Source organism: Rhodococcus sp. 4CII (assembly GCF_014256275.1).
GTDB lineage: Bacteria > Actinomycetota > Actinomycetes > Mycobacteriales > Mycobacteriaceae > Rhodococcus_F > Rhodococcus_F wratislaviensis_A.
Map to the genome: position 1 here is coordinate 1,613,836 of NZ_JACCFE010000002.1, position 21,203 is coordinate 1,635,038.

Sequence of the window (21,203 nt, forward strand, 5' to 3'; positions counted from 1 at the left end):
TGACGTCCGAATGTCGTACGCCCGACTCCTCAGGCAACCGCTCCGGAATGTCCCGCTCGACGGGCCGGTGTGGCGCATGATGGAGCAATGGTTGACAGACCGCAGCTCGGTCCCACGATCTTCGTCCTCTTCGGCGCCACCGGGGACCTGTCCAAACGGATGGTCCTCCCCGCCTTCTTCCAGCTCGCCCAGTCGGGTCTGCTGAACTCCGACTGGATGCTGATCGGCACCGGACGCGGCAACGTCTCCGACGATCAGTTCCGGGACCACGTGCGCGACGCCGTGAACCAGTTCGGTGTGCCCCACGACGACTCCGACTGGGACGCATTCGCCCGGCGGCTTCGATTCGCGGGTGGCGGCTTCACCACCGACAACCCGGGAACGCTCCCCACTGCGGTGCAGCGGGCCCGCGACGATCTCGGCGCCGCGGACGCCCAGTTGGTCCATTATCTGGCTCTCCCACCCGTCACGTTCGCCGAGACCACCCGCGCACTCGGCGCGCACGATCTCGCCCGGGGCGCACGCGTCGTGTACGAGAAGCCGTTCGGGACGTCCCAGGAGGCGTTCGCCGAACTCGACGAGGCCGTTCACGCCGTCCTCGACGAGAAGCAGATATACCGGATCGATCATTTCCTCGGCAAGGAGAGCACTCAGAATCTGCACATTCTGCGCTTCGCCAACGGACTGGTCGAGGGTGTCTGGAACCGCGAGCACGTCGAGCAAGTGCAGATCGACGTGCCCGAGACGCTCGACATCGACGACCGCGCCCGCTTCTACGACGCCACCGGCGCCGTCCTGGACATGCTGGTGACCCACCTGTTCCAGGTTGCGGCCGAGATCGCGATGGAGCCGCCGGCGACGCTGGGCGCCGACGACCTCCAGTCCGCCCGCGAATCGGTGATCGGGACCTTCCGTCCCCTCGACCCGGCCGAGGTGGTGCTCGGGCAGTACGAGGGCTATCGCGACGTCGACGGTGTCGCGGACGATTCGACCACCGAGACGTTCGTCGCGGCGCGCCTGTGGGTCGACACGGACCGCTGGCGTGGCGTGCCGTTCCTCCTCCGGACCGGAAAGATGCTGGGCGTCAGCCGGCAACTGGTGAGCCTCGTCTTTCGAAGCCCCGACGGCCCGCTCAGCGATATCCCCCCGGACGGCGCCGTCCTGTCCTTCGACCTGTCCGGTGACGGCGAGATCGACATCGCCATGGTCGTCAAGGAACCCGGACCCGACGACACCCTCTCGGTAGGCCACCTGAGCCTTCCCCTCGACACCGTGCCACTCGCCCATGCCCTCGCCCCGTATTCGCGGCTCATCCTCGACGTCCTGCACGGCGACCGGTCGCTGTTCACGCGCCCCGACGGTCTGGCGCACGTGTGGACCGTCGCCGACGCATTGCTGAGGGATCCGCCCCCGGCCAAGCCGTACCCCGCCGGATCCATGGGTCCCCCGGAGGCCGAGGACCTCGCGACTCCCTGCGGGTGGCTCGTTACCGGTTCGCCGGACTGATCGGCGGTTCCGGCTGGTCCGCAGCCGATTCGAGGGTGTCGACCTTCGCCGGGGCAGCACCGGTCCCGAGGTGGGCGTCGTATGCGTCGGCGAGATCCAGCACCCAGCGGCGCGGCGACACGCCCGGTGGCGGCGCGATCCACTCGGTGTCGAGAACGTCCGAGCCGACCGGGTCGTCGATCCAGCGAGCGAGGATCCGGGCACGGTCCGCGGCCGATTCGGGAAGTTCCTGTTCGTCCGTGTCGAGCATGCCCGCACCCGACTGCAGATACAGCGCGTCCATGACGTGGGCGACCGCATCGGAGGCGCGGAGGACGGTGGTGCTCCCCTTACCGTCGCCCTCGACGACCTCGGGGAACCGCGAGACGAGCACCGAATGCACTGCGCTCATTCGGCGCAGATCCTGCCGTGCGCGCAGCCAGGTTTCGAGGAGCACCCACACGGTTCCGACCGACACCACCACCGCGGCGACCAGGTACGCCGCCGCGGATCCCACCGTCCACGTCTCCCCCGAGGCCTCACGCACGAGCCCCACCGTGGCCGCGACGAGAACGATCGCGGACCCGACGACGATCAGCGAGATTCCACGGCCGAGCGGAGTCCACGCGACGTGCCGAATGCCGGTGACGACCACCGCGGTCAGCGCGATCACGACGAATACCAACGCGGGGACGGGATAGCCACCGGCAAGCCCGATTCCGAGCACGATGGCCACGGTGTACACGACGACGGCCACGGCACGCAGAGCAGTCCTCGGGAGGATCGGCCACACCGACACCGCCCCGACCGCGCTCGCGGCGGCGAACAACGTCCAGGCCAGCTCGACGAGAGTCTCCGACAGACCGGCCGTCGGTGCCAGGGTGTCGAGACGCGCGGCGACGTCCGCGATCGCCAGTGTCGACGCGCATGCCGCACTCGACACCGCCACCACCATCGCCACCCGCAGCGGCGTCGGCTGACGCGCGGCGACCCGGCCGATCCGGGCACCGGCAGCAGTCCAGACGACGAGCGCCACCAGCCAGCCCATCAGCCGATCGCCTCGTCGTAGCGCAGCACCGACACGGGAGTTCCGCGACCCTGCATCGTCTTCAACCGAAGGAGCAGCATCGACGCGAACGTCTCGGCCTCCCACTCGGCCACCTCGTCGGGCGGCCGTTCGTCCTCCCGCCGCCGCGACCGCTGGCTGAGCATGTACGCGATCAGATCGTCTCCGGCTTCGAGTGTCGCGGCGACGATCTCCGCGCCTTCGTGCCGAAACACGATGTGCCCCAGCTCGTGCGCGAGCGTGCGGTCGACGTCGGGCAGCCCCGGCGCCAGGACGATCACGTCACGGTCGGGGTAGGCGCGCCGTTGACCGCACACGCCGGGCGCCATGGCCGTCGTGAAGTCGAGTTCGATGGCACGCTGCCGTTCGCGGGCCACCGCGGCCACGACGTGGCGGAGTGACACTGCTTCGGCGCGGGCGGCGGCATCGCACACCGCGTCCACCGCTGCCGCGACTCGCCGATGAGATCTCTTCGCCCCCACGACTACACCCCTCCACTCGACGCGGGCGGGAAGAATTCCGCCCGCGCGGCTGCGATGCGCGCCTGTTGTGCGCGAGCACCCTTGAACGTCAACGCACCCGCTCCGCCTGCGAAACAGAGCAGGATGCCGACCCCACCGAAAACGGTGACGGCAGGCAACGGCTCGCTGTGAACCACGGGAACCATTCCCGGCGGCGCAGCATCCGGATCGCCCTGGTCGGGTGACTGCGCACCTTCCGACGACCCGTCGCTGTCCGGGGAATGTCCGGCAGTGGGACCCTCGGGCGCGGACTCCGCCGGTCCGCTCGTTCCCGGTCCGGGCGCGACGCCGGAACCCGGACCTCCGGCAGGCGCTCCGCCGGACGCCGGCGGTGCGACATGGGCCGCGGAGCCCGGAACTGCGACGGCGTCGGATCCCGGGAGAACGGTGGCTTCGTCGGAGCCGAAGTCGTCGTCGCCGGACGAGTCTGGGCGCGCGATCTCCGGTTCACGAACGGGCGGTAGCTGGATGGGTGGAGGCACTACGACAACACGTGACGTCGAGGGAGTCGACGTCTTCGTGGGCTCGGCGGTACCGGACGGTTCGGTGGTCGCGCTGGGCTCCGCAGTCTCGCTGGGTTCCCACGTCTCGCTGGGCTCCGCAGTCTCGCTGGGCTCTCCGCCGCATCCGTCGCGGCTCTCGCACGGCGGGTGGGGTTGCTGGGGCTTGCCGCCGCCGGAGGACTCCGTGGAGCCGTCGTCGCAGCGACCGCCGGTGCATTCGTGGTACTGGGTATCGGCGGCGGCATCCGACGGGAACACCGAGACGGTGACCCACCCGAGCCCGGCCAGGAAGGCCAGCGCCAGCCCGACCATGGTCAGTCTTCGGACAACACGACGCGCGCTCACGGTGCACCCCCCTCGTATTCACGACGCGACACCACATCTCCGGCGACGTCGCCGCTGCCATGGTATCGAGCGAACCGATCGGAGGTGCTGGTGGTGCCGGTGTCGGGGGACCGGCACCACCAGCGATGCCCGAGCCAGGTGGGACTCGAGCAGTCTGTGAACCCCTGAGGGTTCGGTCTCGTCGAGAGGTGGTGCTGATCGATCAGCTGACGTGCGACATCCCGGACACGGCGATCAGAGAACCGGATTGCCGGAAGGAGGTCACAATACGTTCACCAGCAACATTGTCGCGGTGATGGTCGCGACCACCGTCACCGGTTCGAGGAACTTCGAGATCTTGTCCATTGCCTGCATGTTCTCCCACCCCGTGCGACCGACCCCGCGACGGCCTACGAACAGTAGACAGCATGCAGTTATCTTTTGGCAAATTGGGATGTCGAGAGACTGTGCCCACCGGCGCCGGGATGCAGAAAAGGCACCCGCTCCGGGTGGAGAGAGTGCCTTTTCGGTGGTGGAGCTGAGGGGAATCGAACCCCTGACCTCTTCGATGCGAACGAAGCGCGCTACCAACTGCGCCACAGCCCCTTTTGCGAATCCTGCGATCCGCTCGGCAAACTCTAGCAGGCCACCCGCGCGGGGAGCGAATCGCCTGCCCGGACGTGGCTTTCGGTCCGTATCGCCTGGTTACTCACCGGCTGCTCGGCGCATCGTCGCCTGTTGCATCGGCTCGTCGTCGAAGTGCCCCAGATGTTCGAATTCGGGATCCCCGTCGTCCACTTCGAGGACGACGGCCCCCGGACGGCGCAACCGCGCGGGTATGAGGCGCAATTCCTCGTCGCTGCGGGACTCGACACCCAACCGCGAGCGGTTGAGTCGCGCTGTCCGTCGACGACGAATCTCTTGCTCGATCTGAACCTGCCGGCGCAGATACGCCATGTACCCGAAAAGGCCGACTCCACCGGCAGCAAACGCCCACCACATGAGCGGGGAGATGATCAGCCCGAGTGCCGCGGACATGATCGTCGCGAACACGAGCCCGAGCACCGATCTCTGACGGAACGCGTAGCGGGCCTCGCGGGCGATCGCGTCGGCCTCGGGATCGAAGCCGCCGCGCCCGCGGCGAACCGGCACGTACTCGCCGACCGGTGCCCGCTCACTGTCGAAATCGTCTTCCTCTGCGTGAGTGTCCACAAGGTCCTCCGCGTCGTAGCCGAAGTGGTCCGGTTCCGGTTGCCAGTACGGATCGCTGCGGTGTCCTGCGGCGGGTCCGCGCTGCACGGGACGCTTGTCACCGCGGTGCAGCACGCGCGTGGCGAGGGCTGCGTCACTGGTTTGCCGAATCCGGGGGCGGTTGTTCACCAGCATCGGGACCAGGACGAAGAGCCATACGACGACGAGCCCGATCCAGAGAAACGAGTTCGGCATACGGCGACCTCCTCCCAATCGTCTACCAGCATGGATACCGCTGTTGACCCATCCAGGCTAACCGCATGAACACGCACATCTTCGCAGACGCGCCGATCTCACCATACTCAGGTGTCACATGCGTAACGCGAAAATGTGGCCCTCGACATGACATGGGAGAGCGTGCGAAACGATCCGGCAAAGACTTGCCGAAAGAGAGTGACTGGTCAGGAACTTTTGATACCGTCAGATAACTGCCGCGTAGCTGGACGTTTGTCCATGTCCACTTTCGGGGTCTCGCGGTGCTTATGCCCAGGTGGCTTTGCCACTGCGTACCAGTGAATCCGACACCGTGCCGGGCACGTCCTCGACTGTCATGCCGACCAGGATGTGGTCACGCCACTGCCCGTCGACGTCGAGGTAGCGCTTGAGCAGACCCTCCTCGCGGAAGCCGACATTGCGCAGCACCGCCTGGCTCGCCAGGTTCTCGGGGCGGACGGTGGCCTCCACGCGGTGCAATCCCACCGGACCGAAGGCGTGGTCCAACCCCAGCGCGAGGGCACCCGTCGCCACGCCGAGGCCGTTGACGTCGCTGGCCACCCAGTATCCGATCCAGGCGGAACGCAGCGCACCCCGCACCACGTTGCCGATCGTGATCTGACCGCAGAAGTTGCCGTCGAGTTCGATGGCCATCGGCAGCATGTGACCCTTGCGGGCCTCCGAACGCAGACTGCTGCACAGCCCGGGCCATCCGGAGATGTGGTGCCGCGCATCCCAGGGCGCCTCCCCCGTCGGCTCCCACGGTTCGAGGTGCGCCCGGTCGCGGGTCCGCAGACGACTCCACGCGGCCGCGTCACGCAACCTGATGGCGCGCACGGTGACCACGCCGCCCTTCACCCGCAGGGGCCCGAGGTGCGGCGGCCAACCCGGATGCTGTGTCATCTCGTCTCACCCGGATGCTGTGTCATCGCGTCCCACGCCGGCAGCGCCATCAGCCCCGTTGCGCCAGGAAGGCCACGTCCACCTGGTCACCGGTCCGGACCTCGGTGACCTCGGGATCGATGAGGACGAGACAGTTGGCCTCGGCCAACGTGGCGAGCAGGTGCGAAGACGCGCCCGGCGCTCCGCCGAGAGCCTGGACGAGGTACTCCCCCGTCGCCTCGTCCCGCATGAGCTGACCGCGAAGGAAGCCCTTGCGGTCCTCGATGGATGTGATGGGTGCGACGGTGCGGGCAGTGACGACGCGCCGCATCGGCTGCCTGCGCCCGAGAGCGATGCGGATCAGCGGGCGCACCATCACCTCGAACACCACCAGCGCGCTCACCGGGTTGGACGGGAGCAGGAATGTGGGCACCTCGTCGCGGCCCAGCTGCCCGAAACCCTGGACGGATCCCGGGTGCATCGCGACCCGGTCGACCTCGAGGTCGCCGAGATCGGCGAGCGCGTCGCGGACGTCCTCGGACGCGCCTCCGCCGACCGCCCCCGCGATGACGACGATCTCGGAGCGGATCAGCTGACCCTCCACCACCTCGCGCAGGCGGCGGGCGTCGGCGTTCGCGATTCCGACCCGGTTGACGTCGGCGCCGGCGTCACGGGCGGCGGCGGCCAGCGCGTAGGAGTTGACGTCGTAGACCTGGCCGGGACCGGGGGTGCGGTCGACGTCGACGAGTTCGCCGCCGACGGAGATGACGGACAGGCGCGGCCGCGGATGCACGAGGACCTTGTCGCGCCCCACGGCGGCCAGCAACCCCACCTGGGCTGCTCCGATGATGGTGCCTGCGCGGACGGCGACATCTCCCGGCTGCACGTCGTCTCCGGCCCTGCGGACGTAGTCGCCGGAGCGGACCGGCTTGTAGATCTTGACGCGGGCCCGGCCACCGTCCGTGCGGTCGAGCGGCAGGACGGCGTCGGCGAGCGTCGGGAGTGGTGCACCCGTGTCGACCTTGACGGCCTGGCGCGGCTGCAGCCGGATCGGCTGCCGCGAACCCGCGGTGACCTCGCCGACCACGGGCAACGACAGCTCCACGGACGCGCCGTCGTCGTCCCGGATGTCGGTTCCGGCCGCTTGGACGTCGACGCTGCGGACGGCGTAGCCGTCGATTGCGGCCTGGTCGAAACCGGGAAGAGGCCGCTCGGTGACCACCTCTTCGGCACACAGCAGCCCCTGGGCTTCGGAGATCGCCACACGGACCGGCCGCGGCGCCACCGCGGCCGCGGTCACGATCGTCTGTTGCTCCTCGACCGACCGCAAGTTGTTGCCTCCCGAGCTTCTAGGAATCCGTCCGCTTCAATCGGTCGATCAGCCATTCGCGCAACGACGGGCCGTACTCGTCCATGTCCAACGCAAAGTCAACCGCAGCGCGGAGGTAGCCGCCGGGATTTCCGAGGTCGTGTCTCGTGCCGCGGTGCACCACGACGTGGACGGGATGGCCGTCCTTGATCAGGAGGGCGATAGCGTCGGTGAGCTGGAGCTCGCCGCCGGCGCCGGGTTCGATCCGCCGCAGCGCATCGAAGATCGCACGGTCGAGGAGATAGCGACCGGCGGCGGCGAACGTGGACGGTGCATCCTCGATGGCCGGCTTCTCGACCATGCCGACGACCTTGAGGACGTCAGGGTTCGTGGCGTCCGGCACGGTCTCGACCTCGAAGACGCCGTACGAGCTCACCTGATCCTTGGGGACGTCGATGGCGCAGAGCACGGTCCCGCCGCGCTTGGCGCGGACCCGGGACATCGTCTCGAGCACCCCCCGGGGCATCACCAGATCGTCGGGAAGGAGTACGGCGATGGCGTCCTCGTCGTCGTCGAGGACCGACTCCGCGCATCCGACGGCATGGCCGAGGCCGAGGGGCTCGTCCTGCACGACGGACTCCACTTCGAGCAGCCCGGGAGCCTTGCGCACCTTTTCGAGCAGGTGATACTTGCCGCTGGCCTCGAGTTTGCTCTCGAGGACGAGGTCCTCGACGAAGTGGGCGACCACGCCGTCCTTGCCCGGCGACGTCACGATCACCAGCCGGCCGGCACCCGAATCAGCGGCCTCTCCGGCCACGAGTTCGATACCCGGGGTATCCACAACCGGCAGCAACTCTTTCGGCACGGTCTTGGTCGCGGGGAGGAATCGCGTACCCATTCCCGCTGCGGGCACGACAGCCGTGCGAAAGGCGCTGGCGGTGTGCGGTGCGGCGTCTGTCATGCCCACACCATAACGGTGTCGGCCTACTACTCAGTTACCAAGATCCCGTCAGTAACCTCCGGGAACCCGTTGGGAACGCTCCGCGGGCGGCTCTAGGGTTGGGGCATGCAGGCACGAACGAAGGCCGAGTGGCGCGAACTGGTGTTGTCCGGACGGCGCGCACTGACCCCCGAACTCCGCGCCTCCGAGGACCAGGCACTTGCCGGACGCGTCACAGTCGGCGTCGCCGACGGATCGACCGTCTGCGCGTACGTTCCCACCGCCCTCGAGCCCGGTTCGCTGGACTTCCTCGACGCTCTCCGCCGGGTCGCCGGGCGCCTCCTCGTCCCGGTCACGCGCGGTCCGGGACCTCTCCACTGGGCCGAATTCACCGGGGCGAACGATCTCGCCGACGCGAGCTACGGTCTGCGCGAACCGACGGGAACAACCTGGGAACCCGACGAGATCAATTCGGCCGAAACAATTTTCGTCCCCGCCCTAGCCGTCGATCGACAGGGGGTGCGCCTCGGCCGCGGCGCGGGCTTCTACGACCGGTCGCTCGGCCTCGCCGCGCCCGGCGCGCGGTTGATCACCGTGGTTCGCGACGAGGAGCTGGTGTTCGAACTGCCCGAGGACCCCCACGACATCCGTATGGGGTGGGCACTCACGCCCGGCTCGGGCCTGGTTCGACTCGGCGACGAGTAAAGGGGCGGCACCCCTGGAAGACTTCCCTGATTAGCGTTGTTGGCACTGTCGGCTGTAGAGTGCTAAAACCTGCGGTTTGACTACACAGTGCGGAGGAACCCCAGTGCCCACCTATTCATACGCGTGTACGGAATGCGACAACCGTTTCGACATCGTCCAGTCGTTCAGTGATGACTCCCTGACCGTCTGCCCCGCGTGCTCGGGCAAGCTTCGCAAGCTGTTCAACTCCGTCGGCATCGTCTTCAAGGGCAGCGGCTTCTACCGCACCGACAGTCGCGGCACGTCCGGCGCGGCCAGCGAGCCGGCAGCCAAGACCGATTCCACGCCCGCCGCCAAGTCGGAAAGTTCGCCCAAGGCCTCGTCCAGCTCGACGAGCACCGCGACCGCCGCACCGGCCAAGGCTGCTGCCAGCTAGTTCACCGCCGCCCGCGGGTTATCCACAACTTCTCGTCCATCCACAGGCGGGCCTCGTCCCGGTCCCCGACGGCCTGGCAGTCTCCTAACGTCGGACCATGTCGTTCGAGCCTGCCCACACCGGTCGCCGCCCCCGGAACCGAGCACACCGAAGCCTGAGCCCGTCCTGGGCCGACCGGCTGTCGGATTTCACCCACCCGGGTCGGGCCCGCACCCTCGTCGCGAGACGCGTGCTGGCCGTCGCACTCGTCTGCCTCGCCCTGGGTCTTCTCGCCCGCGGAAACCCCGACTCCGCACGTTCCGCGGTCGTGGTGGCCGCCCGGGATCTGAAACCGGGGGTCGTCCTCACGGACGCCGACGTCGAAGTGGTGGACCGCGAATCGGGGAGCCTGCCCGACGGGGCCGTCACCGCCGTGTCGGACCTCGACGGGCGCACCCTCGCCGGACCCACCCGCGCCGGCGAAGCCCTCACGGACGTCCGGGTACTGGGACCACGTCTCGCCGCCTCAGCGGCGGGCATCGAGGACGCCCGCATCGTTCCCGTCCGACTCGCCGATCCTGCCGTCACGGAACTTCTGCGTGAGGGCGATCGCGTCGACGTGCTCACCGTCGATTCGGACACACCTGCGAATTCGGACCGGCGGCCGGAGGCCACGGTGCTGGCGTCCCGCGCCGTCGTGGTGCTGGTCACGCCGTCCGAGAATGGACGTGACCAGCGAGAACGAGTGGTCATGCTGGCTCTTCCGGCGGCCGACGCCACGACGGTGGCCGCGGCATCCCTCACGAGCGCGATCACCGTGACCTTTCAGTGACCCGTCACGCGGAACCGCGCTGATCTAGGCTTTTCTGCGAAACAGTGCTGGATGACTTGCCACCCACTCGAGGAGACGTCGACATGCTCAAGGGATTCAAGGACTTCCTGCTCCGGGGGAACGTCCTCGACCTCGCCGTCGCGGTCGTAGTCGGAGCCGCGTTCACCGCCATCGTCACATCGTTCACCAACAACGTGATCAATCCGCTGATCGCCGTTGCGGGTGGCGCCAACGATCTGGGCTGGGGCTACCAGATCATCGCCGACAACCCGGCGACCTTCATCAACATCGGCGCCGTCATCACGGCCGTGATCAACTTCGTGATCATCGCCGCGGTCGTGTACTTCATTCTCATCGTCCCGGCCAACGCCGCGAAGAAACGGTTCATCACCGAGCCCGCAGACAAGAAGGCCAGCGAGGCCGACCTGCTGATCCAGATCCGCGACATCCTCGAGGCGAGCCTCCAAACCGACGGAGCAGCATCGAGTTCCGACGGAGCACACGCGATGCCGGCAGAGAAGGCAGCGAAGCTCGAACAGACCCGCGAATAATGCTCGAACGACTCCGGGCCCGCGCATGCAGCTGCTGCGCGGGCCCGGAGTCGTTGGTGGAACGAATTATCAGCCGAGGCTGAAGGGCTGTCCCCACAGGGTGACGGTGCTGCTCACGTTGTCCGTCTCGACAGTGACGTTCACGTACGACCGCGCCTGGGCGTAGCCGGCGCAGCCGCTCACGCCGAGGGTCGAGTCGGCCCAGGTGACCGAGCCGTCCGTGCCCTCGAAGCTGTTGTATGCCGAGTGAGACTCTCCGCCGTAGGCGTCGGCCGCCTCGAGGTCCAGGATGTCGACGCTGACCGCCTCACCGGGTCCGAGGGTGACGCCGCCGCTACCACCGCCGGACAGCGGAATCGGAGTACCACCGAGAGCACCAAGAGCGATGCCGTCGTCGCCTCCCGCCGCTGCGTCCGCGCCAGCCTCAGCGCCGAAGTCGACCTGGCACGCGAGGACGTAACCGGGCTGGATGTCCGCGCCGGTCGCTCCGGCGCCGTCCAGGTGGACGGAGGCCTTGCCGTTGACCCAGACGTTGCGGTGCAACGGCGTCGAACCCATCGACGGCGAAATGTTCGCACTCTCGTCCGTCAGGTTCACCGTCACCACGGTGCCGTCCGCCAGCGTCTGCGTGATCGAACCACCAGGCAGCGGAATGAACGTATCGGCGTTCGCCGCACCGACGGAAAAGAAGCCCATGGTCGCGGCAGCAGCGGCCCCGACCGCGGCCAGACGCACACCGTTCTTACGGTTGATGATCATTGTTCCCTCTCAGGGATAGAAACCTCGCACACGCGAGAAAGTGGGTGGAAGAACAGCGAAAGAGACCGAAATCAGCCGATGCTGAACGGCGCACCGTACAGAACGGTCTTCGAGTAGTCGTTGCCCACGATCTCCACGACCGAGTACGACCGAGCCTGCGCGAATCCACCGCACTTCTGCACCTGCAGCTCAGAATCCTGGTACTGCAGCGCGTAGACGCCGTCCTTCTTGATGTCCTTGCCGCCCAGCGGCACGTACTTCACTTCACCTGAGTTCAGCGGAACCGTCAGACCAACGCTCGGCGACAACGAATCCAAACCCAGACTGAACGACGGGTTCGCCGACAGACCCGTGATATCCACCTGGCAACCCACGATGTACCCGGTCGAGACCCGCGAAACACCATGCGTGGTCGTCGCATTCGTACCGTTGTAGGTACCCGCATTGTTCGTCGTGGAGTTCGCGTCCGGAACGTCGGTGACCTCCTTGATGCCCTTCACATCGGCAACAACGGTGCCCGACACCCACGCCACACGCCCGGCGCCATTGGCAGCCAACGACGGCGACGACAGAGCACTCTCCGCGGTCCGCGTCAACGTCACATTCGGGCCGGTCTTCGAACCATCAGGCAGCGGGATGAAAGTGTCCGCGCTCGCCGCACCAGTGGACATCAAACCGAGTGCAACAGCCGCAGCAGCACCCAGGCCTGCAATACGGGCGCCACGGCGCAGGCCGGACTTGCGGTTCTCGCTCATTCGTTCCCCTCATCAGGCGTGGGTGCTCCGACCTTCGGAGACGACCTACTACCTAGCGAGGTCCAAAGTTAGAGCATTCGAGTCCGAAACGTAATATCCAAAAGCGCACATTTACGTAAGCGTTACCGTACATAAAGGCGTGTTATTTGCGTGTAATAGCCCATTTTGAACGCCAGAAATCGGGGCGCGAGTATTCTCGCGCCCCGATTCCGGGTATTTCCTACTTATGTACGGAGAAGCAATCAGCCGATGCTGAAGGGCTGTCCCCAGAGAGTGACGGTGCTGCTCACGTTGTCGGTGCTGACGGCAACCTTGACGTAGCTGCGGGCCTGGGCGTAGCCGGCGCAGCCGCTCACGCCGAGGGTCGAGTCGGCCCAGGTGACCGAACCGGTCTTGCCCGTGAACTTGTTACCACCGGTGTGAGACTCGCCGCCGTAGGCGTCCTTCTTCTCGAGGTCGAGAATGGTGACGTTCTTCGCCTGGCCCGGGCCGAGAGTAATCCCGCCGTTGCCGCTACCGCCGAAGCCGATCGGAGCATCCGCCTGGCCGAGAGTACTGAGCGGAATTCCGGACTTGGGGTCGGTTCCGTCGAATGCGTTGGCACTTCCGCCGGACTTGGCGCCGAAATCGACCTGGCAAGCCAGGATGTACCCCGGGGTGATGGTGGCACCCTTAGCTCCGGCACCGTCCAGGGTGACGGCGGCCTTGCCGTTGACCCAGACGTTGCGGTGCAACGGCGTCGAACCCATCGACGGCGAAATGTTCGCACTCTCGTCCGTCAGGTTCACCGTCACCACGGTGCCGTCCGCCAGCGTCTGCGTGATCGAACCACCAGGCAGCGGAATGAACGTATCGGCGTTCGCCGCACCGACGGAAAAGAAGCCCATGGTCGCGGCAGCAGCGGCCCCGACCGCGGCCAGACGCACACCGTTCTTACGGTTGATGATCATTGTTCCCTCTCAGGGATAGAAACCTCGCACACGCGAGAAAGTGGGTGGAAGAACAGCGAAAGAGACCGAAATCAGCCGATGCTGAACGGCGCACCGTACAGAACGGTCTTCGAGTAGTCGTTGCCCACGATCTCCACGACCGAGTACGACCGAGCCTGCGCGAATCCACCGCACTTCTGCACCTGCAGCTCAGAATCCTGGTACTGCAGCGCGTAGACGCCGTCCTTCTTGATGTCCTTGCCGCCCAGCGGCACGTACTTCACTTCACCTGAGTTCAGCGGAACCGTCAGACCAACGCTCGGCGACAACGAATCCAAACCCAGACTGAACGACGGGTTCGCCGACAGACCCGTGATGTCCACCTGGCAACCCACGATGTACCCGGTCGACACCCGCGAAACACCATGCGTGGTCGACGCATTCGTACCGTTGTAGGTACCCGCATTGTTCGTCGTGTTGTTCGCGTCCGGAACGTCGGTGACGTCCTTGATGCCCTTGACATCGGCAACGACGGTGCCCGACACCCACGCCACACGACCGGCGCCATTGGCAGCCAACGACGGCGACGACAGAGCACTCTCCGCCGTCCGCGTCAACGTCACATTCGGGCCGGTCTTCGAACCATCAGGCAGCGGGATGAAAGTATCCGCGCTCGCCGCACCAGTGGACATCAAACCGAGTGCAACAGCCGCAGCAGCACCCAGGCCTGCAATACGGGCGCCACGGCGCAGGCCGGACTTGCGGTTCTCGCTCATTCGTTCCCCTCATCAGGATTCAAGCAGGTTCCCAGCCTCGACGATCGAAACTGAGGAGTGGTCCATTTCGGGCCCAGCGCAGTATTCGCAGCAAAGGTGTCCACAGCGTTAACTGCGGACGACCAATTGCCAGAATTTCAACACCAGAGACAAACCTCACAAGGAGGCTCGTCCGGGCAACGACGTGGCACCACGCCCCGCCCTCCATCTTCGTACTGACTCGTCAGGGACATTAACCTGCGCTAAGAACCTGGGCAACGTGATCAGCTCGTGACGCAATTGTGATGTGTCTCACAAAGGTTGGAACGGACTGTTACCTACGGGTAGCCCCGCTTTGGGGCGACGCGAATGAAATCCGGCTTTACCAGTGGTTTTCCTGGCGCAAATTTTTCGGTTACTGCCGACAACACTTAGATTCATCCAGATTTCAACCAAGCGGCTACCCGTGGTGAGGGGGAACCTGACGCCGAATCCACTCCTCGGACTCGCGACCCTTGTCCACATACTGAGATGGCTCATCCTGTCCGCGTTCGTCCGCGGTGGTGTCGGGAAAGACGTCCCCGAAGACGCGCTCGAGCCGGGCCCTGTCGATCGGGGCCCGGCTCGGAACTTGCTGCTCGTCGGGCTCGCTGTGCGAGCCCGGTTCGTCGGAACGAGAAATCGTCTCAGCCTTCCAGACCGGACAGTTCGGAGATCACGTGAGACGCGAGGGGCGTCAGGGTGGCCATGCCGTCGCGCACCGCCGCACGGGACGAGGCGAGATTGACCACGAGTGTGCTGCCGGACACTCCGGCGAGGCCACGGGACAGCCCCGCGTCCAGCGATCCCGCGGCGAGCCCGGAAGACCGGAGGGCCTCCGAGATTCCGGGAATCTCGCGGTCGAGGACCTCGGCGGTGACATCGGGGGTGACATCGCGGGGCGACACGCCGGTGCCGCCGACCGAGACGACGAGGTCGACGCCGCCGATGACAGCGGTGTTGAGCGCATTCCGGATCTCCACCTCGTCGGCCGCCACCGCAACGATGGCGTCGACGATGAAACCCGCCTCGTTCAGCAACTCTGTCACCAGGGGCCCGATGGAGTCCTTGCCGTCACCGTGTGCGGTGCGGTCGTCGACGATTACCACCAGCGCGCGGCCGGCCAGCGAGGCTTCGATGTCCATGGTCCCTACCGTAGTGGCCCCGTTCAGAACGGACTCGACCTGCCCGAGAATCCCGGCGTTCATCAGCGGCCACCCTGTTCGGCGGTGCCGAGCGTGACGTCGACGGTCTTGGAGTTGGAGCCGTTCCCATCGGTGTAGGTGATGGACACATTGTCTCCAGGCGCATGTGAACGGATGGCGGCGATGAGCGCGTCACCGCTGGTGATGACCCGGTCGTCGACCCTGGTGATCACCGACCCCTTCGGGATTCCCGCCTTCTCCGCCGGGCTGCCCGACGTGACCTCGACGACGGTGGCACCGTTGGCGGCGTCCTGCGAGGGGACCTGGATCCCGATGACAGCCTGGGTGGCCTTGCCGGTCTTGACCAGTTCGTCCGCGATGCGCCGGGCCTGATCGACCGGGATCGCGAATCCGAGTCCGATGGAGCCGCTCTGCTCGCCCGCACCGGACCCGCCGATGCTCGCGATGGCCGTGTTGATGCCGATCAGCTGGCCGTCCATGTTGACCAGGGCGCCGCCCGAGTTGCCGGGGTTGATCGCCGCGTCGGTCTGGAGGGCGTCGATGACGGTGTTCTGATTGCCCGACTCACCGCTGGTGGAGACCGGACGGTTGAGGGCCGAGATGATGCCTTCGGTGACGGTGCCCGCCAGGCCGAGGGGCGAACCGATGGCGACGACCTGCTGCCCCACCTGGACGTTGCCGGACGTTCCCAGCTCGATCGGAGTGAGGTTGGTCTTACCGTCCACCTTGATGACCGCGAGATCGGACACCGGGTCGGCACCGACGAGCTTGGCGTCCGCCGTGCTGCCGTCGGAGAACGCGACCGTCAACTTTCCGCCCTTGGCTGCCGCGCCTGCCACGTGATTGTTGGTGAGGATCATGCCGTCGGACGAGATGACGATGCCGGATCCCTCTCCGCCGGATCCGCCTGCCGTGGCCACCTCGATTTGGACGACGCTGGGGACGACCTTGTTCGCGACCGCCTGCACCGAACCTGCCGGTGCGTTCGCGGCCGGGGTCGCGGTGTTCTTCGGGGCGTCGAGGGAATTGGTCACCGCGGCGCCGCTGCCGTTCCGGTCCGTGGCGAGCGAACCCACCACACCGCCGATGCCGCCACTCACCAGAGCGAGCGCCACAGCGCCGACGACGATGGCGGTACGGGCCGGACGCTTGGTCGCAGTCGCCGTCGATCCCTCACCGAACTGCCCGGGGCCCTGATGACCGGGGAACGGGCCCTGAGGCGCCGCGTGCTGCCCGGCCACGTGCTGGGGACCCGGATGTCCCGGTCCGCCGTGCTGAGGCTGTCCGTACTGCTGTGTGGGCTGTTGCGGCGGGCCGTACGGGTTGCCCTGGGGGTAGCCGCCCACGCCGTACGCCTGTTGCTGCCCCATCGGGCCGGCCGGGTTGTGCGGAGTGGTCGGAAACGCCTCGGTGGGCTGGTGGCCCGGAGTCGACTGCGGGTGGCCCGGCTGGTCCGGGCGTGCGCCCTGGTCGCCGCCGGCGTTGTCACGGCTGCCGCCGTCGTGACTGTTTCGATCTTCGGTCATCGCATCACTTCCATCTCCCGCGACCACCCGCAGGGGCAGTCGCACCGTCTCTGTCCACGAGAGTGCCCGGTGGGACTGAGAAGGTCCTGAGACCGGCCTTTGAGTTGGCCGAGACCTCGAGACTAATCCGCTTCGGGCTCACCCGGTAGGACGATGCGGATGAGGGCACCCCCTCGTTCGGAGACGTCGACGGCGATCGTGCCGCCGTGTTTGACCACCACCTGCCGGACGATCGCCAGACCCAGCCCCGAGCCCGGCATCGACCGTGACGCCGTCGACCGGTAGAAGCGGTCGAACACCAGCTCCCGGTCCTCTTCGGGAATGCCCGGGCCCGCGTCGTCGACGGTCAGTTCGAGGAGGCCGTCGCCTGCCGGTGTCATCGCCACCCGTACCTGCTCACCGGTCGGACTCCACTTCGCGGCGTTGTCGAGCACGTTGAGCACCGCACGCGACAACCCGGCGTGGTCGCCGTAGACGAACCACGGCACCGTGACGGCGGTGAAATCGATCTCGTTGCGTCGGCGGCGGGCCCGCTCCAGGCTCCGTTCCACCACTTCGCTGAGATCGACTCTCTCGAAGATGGTTTCCGGTGCATCCTCGCGGGCGAGGTCCACGAGGTCGCCCACCAACTGCGACAACTCCTCGATCTGCGCCACCACATCGGTGCGCAGCTCCGCCATGTCCTCGTCCGGAATATGCGGCGCCCCAGGGCGACTCGATGCGATCAGCAACTCCATGTTGGTGCGCAACGACGTGAGCGGAGTCCGCAGTTCGTGTCCCGCGTCGGCGACGAGGCGGCTCTGCCGCTCCCGTGATTCCGCGAGCGCCCGCAACATCGTGTTGAAACTCTCGGTGAGCCGGGCGAGTTCGTCGTTGCCCGTCACCGGAATCGGCGTCAGGTCGTCGGTCCGGGCCACGCGTTCGGTGGCGGCGGTGAGCCGGGCGATCGGCCGCAGACCGGTGCGTCCCACCGTCGTTCCCGCCGCGGCGGCGAGGACCACTCCGCACCCGCCGACGATGAACAGCACCCAGGCCAGGCGGTCGAGCACGGCGCCCGTCGGTGCCAGCCGCTGCGCGATCACCAGCGTGCTGCCGTCCTGGGTGCGCTGCGCCAGCACCCGCTGGTTCTCCGCCGTCCGCAACGACGTCTCGCGCTCGCCGCGTGCCACCGACAGTTCGGGGTCGCCGATGGGCACGCTCGACCCCGGCGGGGTGTACGTGTCGAGGTCCGGGAAGATCAGCGCCACACTGATGTCCGTCGTGTACAGCGTCGCGCCCGCGATGTAGCGGGGATCGAACGTCACGAGATTGCTGTCGATCAGCGCCGACGCGCGCGTGCGCAACTGATTGTCGACGTCGGCATACAGGGCGCGCGACACCACGGCGTACGCCGCGATCGCCATCACGGCCACCGCGATCGCCACCACCGACGCCGCGAGCAGCGTGACCCGCCACCGCAACGACACCGACCGCGTCAACGGCATCGGAGGGCGCATCTCGGGCGGTAACGGAATCGGGCCTGTGGGGTGCCGAGAAATGTGGTGCGCGTCGTACTTCGCCGACCCCGGCTTGCCGGCGGTCTTGTGGAACGGAACTGCCATCACGGAGGGGTCTCCCGCAGGACGTAGCCGACTCCGCGGACCGTGTGCAACAGACGCGGCTCCCCGTCTGCCTCCGTCTTGCGACGCAAGTACCCGACGTAGACCTCCAGCGCGTTCCCGGATGTCGGGAAGTCGTAACCCCACACCTCCTCGAGGATGCGGCCGCGGGTGAGCACCCGGCGAGGGTTGGCCATCAGCATCTCGAGGAGCGAGAACTCGGTACGAGTCAGGCTGATGGACCGCTCACCCCGCGTCACCTCGCGGGTGACCGGGTCGAGCGTGAGGTCCTCGAACGTCATCTTCTCCGAGTCGATGCCCGGCTCGGGCGCGGCGCGGCGCAACAGTGCGCGCAACCGGGCCAGCAACTCCTCGAGGGCGAACGGCTTCGGAAGGTAGTCGTCGGCGCCGGCGTCCAGCCCCGACACCCGCTCCGACACGGAGTCGCGCGCCGTGAGCACGAGAATCGGCAGGTCATCGCCGGTGCTCCGCAACCGGCGGCACACCTCGAGACCGTCCAGGCGCGGCATCATCACGTCGAGCACCAGCGCGTCGGGACGTGCGGTCGCCACCTTCTCCAGAGCATCGATACCGTCGACGGCCAGTTCCACCGAGTACCCGTTGAAGCTCAGGGAGCGCCGTAAGGACTCCCTCACGGCCCGATCGTCGTCGACCACCAAAATGCGCATACCCGACAGTTTGGCCCGATCAACTGAGATATGTCTGAGAAGGGTTCATTCGGTGAGCGCCGACACCGGTCACTCGAGCACCCGCGGACCCGGCAGACCCCAGTTCCGCCACAGCGCGAGCAACCGGAGCACCGACGCGAACACCGTGCCCACCACCATCGCCACATCCGCCCCCGCACCCCACTCGCTCGCCGCGACCACCAGAGCCGAACCGAGCAGCGCCGGCACCGCGTAAAAGTCCCGCTGCAGCAGCAGCGGGACCTCGTTCACCAGCACGTCGCGCAAGATTCCGCCCCCGATGGCCGTCGTGCCGCCGATGAGGCACGATGCGAGCGGACTCGCCCCGTGGTCGAGCGCGATCACCGCGCCCGTGCTCGCGAACAGGCCCATGCCCAGCGCGTCCAGCACCAGGATCTCCCGGCGGAGTCGCCCGACAGTCGAATGCAGGAAGAACACCAGCAGCGACATCCCGAACGACGTGCCGAGGTTCGGCCAACTACCCAGCGACGTCGGTGGGTGGATGCCCAGCAGGACGTCGCGGACGATGCCGCCGCCGAGCGCGGTGAACACACCGACCACGCACACACCGAAGATGTCGAGGCGCTTCGTCACGCCCACCAGGGCGCCCGACGCCGCGAACACCGCGATGCCCACCAGTTCCAGGATGTACAGCAACACCCGCCAAGGTTCGCACGCGATGCGTCCCGCCCGTGAGTACTTAACTCACGGGTTGGGCTTCATTCGTTCGCCTCTCTCGATTCGGTTTCCGCATAGGGCGATTCACTGCTCTCGCAGGGGTCGTGGTGGAACTGCCCGAACGGGTCGGGCCACGACTGCCAGCTGCCTTCGTCCGCGAATTCGTCATCGGTGACGAGCGCCCACTGCAGCGTGCGGTCGATCTCGGTGGGGTCGGCGGCATGCACCAGCACCACCATCGACGTGTGCCGGTCGCCGAAGTGTTCGTCCCAGCACAGCGCGGCCATCGCCCGCCGCCCGACCGCGACCTGTTCCTGTTCGTCCGTGGTCATCGCGGCCAGCCAGCGGTCGGCGCTCGCCACCCGCAGTCCCCCACCGGCGGATTCGAGCCACAGCGCCTCGTCCGGCTGCGTCGCCACCCATATCCGTCCGCGTGCCGTGACGACACCCTCGAGCAGCACGTCGATCGCCTCGTGGAGTCGCTCGGGGTGGAACGGCCGGGTGGCGGTGAACTCGACGAGCATCACCCCGCAGTCGTGGGACAGGGGCGGCTGCCCGCGCAGCAGTGGTGAGTGCGTGTGTGCCGGTTCGCCGCGCCGCGCGTCGGCGGGAATGCGGAGGAGCAGCCGCTCGACATCGAGCTGGTCGGCGCCCCAGACGATCGGCGCGCCGGGCGCGAGCCGGGCCAGGACGGCGTGGAGGCGGGCCTGCTGCCAGCCGTCGCCGGCGCTACCCGACACCACCAGGGCGTCGGCGAACCCGACCTGCCCGACCGCGACCTGAGCGACGGTGCGGTCGTCGTCGAGCGCGTCGTCGCCGGTGGCATCGGCCAGCCACGACTGCGCGTCGAGGCAGGTGACGACGCCGTCGATGCGGACGTCCCGCGATGCCGGACCGTCGATCTGCCCAGCGATGCCGGACACCGACACGTGTTCGACGGCCCAGCAGACGGCCTCGGGTTCGAGCCTGCGGTCGAGGTGCAGCACGATGCGCTGCACCGAACTGCGGGCGTGCAGGCGACGCAGCAACGGTAGGAGGTCCTCGCGCAGTGTGCACGAGATGCAGCCGTGCGCCAGTTCGCGGATTCCGAGGCTCTCGTGCGGCGTCCCGGACTCCAGTGTGGTGACGGTGCGGCGCACGACGCCTTCACGGACGAACTCGAGGTCGTGATGCACGACGACGGTGCCGTCGCGAAGCAGTGACCGCGCCGCGTCCTCGGTGCGGCCGTTCCACCCGGAGACCAGGATCAGCGGCGTCCGGCCGTCGACTACCTCACTCACGAGCACCCCTTTCGATAATGATTGTCATTAAGCGT

22 protein-coding genes and 1 tRNA gene are annotated in these 21,203 nt (G+C 67.2%); 5 read left to right on the forward strand and 18 right to left on the reverse strand.

Annotation, left to right across the window (positions count from 1 at the left end):
* Window positions 1–87: 87 nt before the first annotated feature.
* On the forward strand, window positions 88–1,506 hold the full coding sequence (locus H0B43_RS08395; RefSeq protein ID WP_185728339.1) for a glucose-6-phosphate dehydrogenase (NADP(+)): 1,419 nt from the start codon (window positions 88–90) through the stop codon (window positions 1,504–1,506).
* Here H0B43_RS08395 and H0B43_RS08400 read toward each other — a convergent pair.
* The 8 genes from H0B43_RS08400 to H0B43_RS08435 all read right to left on the reverse strand — a co-directional run bounded on the left by H0B43_RS08400 (window position 1,487) and on the right by H0B43_RS08435 (window position 8,515).
* Window positions 1,487–2,533, reverse strand: a complete 1,047-nt coding sequence (locus tag H0B43_RS08400) for a hypothetical protein (RefSeq protein WP_185728338.1) — start codon at window positions 2,531–2,533, stop codon at window positions 1,487–1,489. The genes H0B43_RS08395 and H0B43_RS08400 overlap by 20 nt on opposite strands.
* Complete coding sequence (locus H0B43_RS08405) at window positions 2,533–3,033, reverse strand: ImmA/IrrE family metallo-endopeptidase (protein ID WP_185728337.1); 501 nt, start codon at window positions 3,031–3,033, stop codon at window positions 2,533–2,535. The genes H0B43_RS08400 and H0B43_RS08405 overlap by 1 nt, the downstream gene beginning before the upstream one ends.
* 2 nt (window positions 3,034–3,035) lie before the next feature.
* Window positions 3,036–3,920: a cell surface protein gene (locus H0B43_RS08410; RefSeq protein WP_312033864.1), complete on the reverse strand. Its 885-nt coding sequence runs from the start codon at window positions 3,918–3,920 to the stop codon at window positions 3,036–3,038.
* A 509-nt stretch (window positions 3,921–4,429) separates the two neighbouring features.
* Window positions 4,430–4,505: transfer RNA gene (locus H0B43_RS08415), tRNA-Ala, on the reverse strand.
* 99 nt (window positions 4,506–4,604) lie between these two features.
* Entirely contained in the window at window positions 4,605–5,345 is a 741-nt protein-coding gene (gene glpR, locus H0B43_RS08420; RefSeq protein WP_185728336.1) for a gephyrin-like molybdotransferase receptor GlpR, read from the reverse strand.
* Window positions 5,346–5,630: 285 nt separating this feature from the next.
* On the reverse strand, window positions 5,631–6,266 hold the full coding sequence (locus H0B43_RS08425) for a GNAT family N-acetyltransferase (RefSeq protein ID WP_185728335.1): 636 nt from the start codon (window positions 6,264–6,266) through the stop codon (window positions 5,631–5,633).
* Between the two features lie 49 nt (window positions 6,267–6,315).
* Window positions 6,316–7,575 carry a gephyrin-like molybdotransferase Glp gene (glp, locus tag H0B43_RS08430; RefSeq protein ID WP_073360046.1) on the reverse strand — a complete coding sequence of 420 codons (1,260 nt, stop codon included), beginning with the start codon at window positions 7,573–7,575 and terminating at the stop codon, window positions 6,316–6,318.
* Between the two features lie 19 nt (window positions 7,576–7,594).
* Window positions 7,595–8,515: a UTP--glucose-1-phosphate uridylyltransferase gene (locus H0B43_RS08435; RefSeq protein WP_185728334.1), complete on the reverse strand. Its 921-nt coding sequence runs from the start codon at window positions 8,513–8,515 to the stop codon at window positions 7,595–7,597.
* Window positions 8,516–8,620: 105 nt separating this feature from the next.
* Here H0B43_RS08435 and H0B43_RS08440 point away from each other — a divergent pair, with 105 nt between their 5' ends.
* The 4 genes from H0B43_RS08440 to mscL all read left to right on the forward strand — a co-directional run bounded on the left by H0B43_RS08440 (window position 8,621) and on the right by mscL (window position 10,976).
* A complete protein-coding gene (locus H0B43_RS08440; RefSeq protein ID WP_185728333.1) occupies window positions 8,621–9,199 on the forward strand; it encodes a 5-formyltetrahydrofolate cyclo-ligase in 579 nt (192 codons plus the stop codon).
* A gap of 103 nt (window positions 9,200–9,302) precedes the next feature.
* Window positions 9,303–9,614: an FmdB family zinc ribbon protein gene (locus tag H0B43_RS08445; protein ID WP_185728332.1), complete on the forward strand. Its 312-nt coding sequence runs from the start codon at window positions 9,303–9,305 to the stop codon at window positions 9,612–9,614.
* 97 nt (window positions 9,615–9,711) lie between these two features.
* Complete coding sequence (locus H0B43_RS08450) at window positions 9,712–10,425, forward strand: SAF domain-containing protein (protein WP_185728331.1); 714 nt, start codon at window positions 9,712–9,714, stop codon at window positions 10,423–10,425.
* A gap of 83 nt (window positions 10,426–10,508) precedes the next feature.
* Window positions 10,509–10,976, forward strand: coding sequence for a large conductance mechanosensitive channel protein MscL (mscL, locus tag H0B43_RS08455; protein ID WP_185728330.1), 468 nt, complete (start codon window positions 10,509–10,511; stop codon window positions 10,974–10,976).
* 69 nt (window positions 10,977–11,045) lie between these two features.
* Here mscL and H0B43_RS08460 read toward each other — a convergent pair whose 3' ends face one another.
* The 10 genes from H0B43_RS08460 to mrf form a co-directional block, all read right to left on the reverse strand.
* On the reverse strand, window positions 11,046–11,735 hold the full coding sequence (locus H0B43_RS08460) for an MspA family porin (protein ID WP_185728329.1): 690 nt from the start codon (window positions 11,733–11,735) through the stop codon (window positions 11,046–11,048).
* A 71-nt stretch (window positions 11,736–11,806) separates the two neighbouring features.
* Window positions 11,807–12,490 (reverse strand): MspA family porin, encoded by a 684-nt coding sequence (locus tag H0B43_RS08465; RefSeq protein ID WP_185728328.1) that lies wholly within the window; start codon window positions 12,488–12,490, stop codon window positions 11,807–11,809.
* A gap of 242 nt (window positions 12,491–12,732) precedes the next feature.
* On the reverse strand, window positions 12,733–13,440 hold the full coding sequence (locus H0B43_RS08470; RefSeq protein ID WP_185728327.1) for an MspA family porin: 708 nt from the start codon (window positions 13,438–13,440) through the stop codon (window positions 12,733–12,735).
* Between the two features lie 71 nt (window positions 13,441–13,511).
* The gene (locus H0B43_RS08475) at window positions 13,512–14,195 is read right to left on the reverse strand and encodes an MspA family porin (protein ID WP_185728326.1); all 684 of its coding nucleotides are present in this window, start codon (window positions 14,193–14,195) and stop codon (window positions 13,512–13,514) included.
* 665 nt (window positions 14,196–14,860) lie between these two features.
* A complete protein-coding gene (locus H0B43_RS08480) occupies window positions 14,861–15,421 on the reverse strand; it encodes a molybdenum cofactor biosynthesis protein B (RefSeq protein ID WP_185728325.1) in 561 nt (186 codons plus the stop codon).
* The gene (locus tag H0B43_RS08485; RefSeq protein WP_185728324.1) at window positions 15,421–16,905 is read right to left on the reverse strand and encodes a S1C family serine protease; all 1,485 of its coding nucleotides are present in this window, start codon (window positions 16,903–16,905) and stop codon (window positions 15,421–15,423) included. Before H0B43_RS08485 ends, H0B43_RS08480 begins: the two co-directional genes overlap by 1 nt.
* A 122-nt stretch (window positions 16,906–17,027) precedes the next feature.
* Window positions 17,028–18,506, reverse strand: coding sequence for a HAMP domain-containing sensor histidine kinase (locus H0B43_RS08490; RefSeq protein ID WP_185728323.1), 1,479 nt, complete (start codon window positions 18,504–18,506; stop codon window positions 17,028–17,030).
* Entirely contained in the window at window positions 18,506–19,192 is a 687-nt protein-coding gene (locus H0B43_RS08495; RefSeq protein ID WP_141466814.1) for a response regulator transcription factor, read from the reverse strand. The genes H0B43_RS08490 and H0B43_RS08495 overlap by 1 nt, the downstream gene beginning before the upstream one ends.
* Before the next feature lie 69 nt (window positions 19,193–19,261).
* Complete coding sequence (locus H0B43_RS08500) at window positions 19,262–19,870, reverse strand: trimeric intracellular cation channel family protein (protein ID WP_185728322.1); 609 nt, start codon at window positions 19,868–19,870, stop codon at window positions 19,262–19,264.
* A 59-nt stretch (window positions 19,871–19,929) separates the two neighbouring features.
* Window positions 19,930–21,174 (reverse strand): ribosome hibernation factor-recruiting GTPase MRF, encoded by a 1,245-nt coding sequence (gene mrf / locus H0B43_RS08505; RefSeq protein ID WP_397517481.1) that lies wholly within the window; start codon window positions 21,172–21,174, stop codon window positions 19,930–19,932.
* Window positions 21,175–21,203 lie beyond the last annotated feature (29 nt).